This window comes from Streptomyces sp. NPDC048419 (genome assembly GCF_043200415.1).
GTDB lineage: Bacteria > Actinomycetota > Actinomycetes > Streptomycetales > Streptomycetaceae > Streptomyces.
Window position 1 is genome coordinate 1 of record NZ_JBICXT010000122.1, and the last position, 1,226, is coordinate 1,226.

The following is a 1,226-nucleotide window of genomic DNA, read 5'->3' on the forward strand; positions in this document are numbered from 1 at the left end:
TGAAGAAGAAGCTCAGTGAGTAGAAAATACTCACCCAGAACTGTCGGATGCGATTCACCGTGTTGGTAACGGGCGTAGCTGAAGAAAGCAGCTAGCGCACCGTGTCACCCGTCACCGGGGCTCGGAATCGCGAAAACCGTCAGAGGGGCGCTGGAGTGGATAAATATCGTGGCCGCCGATTTTCCCGAGTCAGGCGCATTGAATCGCTTGATCCAGACGTTGAATATCTGGAGATATTCAAGCTTTCGACACTCGATTTCGAGCGGGCTCATTTCATGCTCGGGGCTGAACTGTTCATGAACCCCTACTCGAATCCGAGGATCAGTCGAACCCTCACACAAACTGGGGAGCTGGTCTACAATGCTCCGAAGCGAGCCGTGGACACCTTGCTTCTCATGAAAGCCATGGCCGAGCACGGATTCGACGAAGGACCCGGACGCGATGCCGTGAGAATAATAAATCGAGCGCATTCGAGGTTCGATCTCCACCCTGAGGATCTCATTTTCATGGCCTGCATAGAGGCAGTGTCATTCGTGCGACTCGCGGAAAGATTTGGCTGGCGCCCCATTACGGACAAGGAGCGCCGGGCGGTTGCAAAATTCATAGTGACCCGTTCGACATATATGGGCATTCGTGGAATTCCGCACACAATTGAAGGCATGGGAGAATTTTGTCGGCAATGGATGTCCGAGAATTCCCGGTATGCCCCTGAAAATCAAAAGCTGGCGAACACGATTCTCGAATTCCTCGTATCGACCGCTCCGAAGCAAATGCGCGGAGGGGTTCGCAGATTGATCCTCGGGCTGCTGGACGACGGGGTCATCCAGGCATGCGGGCTCGATCGCGTATCCAAGGCATCGAAAGCTGTGGCCTACATTACGGCGAAAGGCCTCGGCGCGCTCGGCCCGGGCCGTGATGATTCTGACCCTCTCGCACCGCTGATCACACAGGTGTATCCAAACGGGGCACCCTCAGTTCAACTGATGGGCCCACCGGCGGTCAAAAAGGCCGACTAATCTGCATGATCAGGGCGGCGTCAACAACCTGGAGGGTCACACAAGCCTGGGGCGCGCGGTGCACCACAACGACTCCGCTCTGTAACAAGGGACTTTACGGGGCGGGGTCGTTGGCAGGTTACAACAGGGCTGGATGGAGCAATTGAAGAGCTTGTAATCCTGCGAGCTGACCCGAGTCTTGTAGCGGCCTGAAGCCAGCATGATTGAGCT

General features: G+C 55.9%; 1 protein-coding gene. It reads left to right on the top strand.

What is annotated here, in order from left to right; translation table 11 throughout:
* Positions 1-155 precede the first annotated feature (155 nt).
* Positions 156-1,016, top strand: coding sequence for an oxygenase MpaB family protein (locus ACGFYN_RS48195; protein WP_393872288.1), 861 nt, complete (start codon positions 156-158; stop codon positions 1,014-1,016).
* Positions 1,017-1,226: the final 210 nt, after the last annotated feature.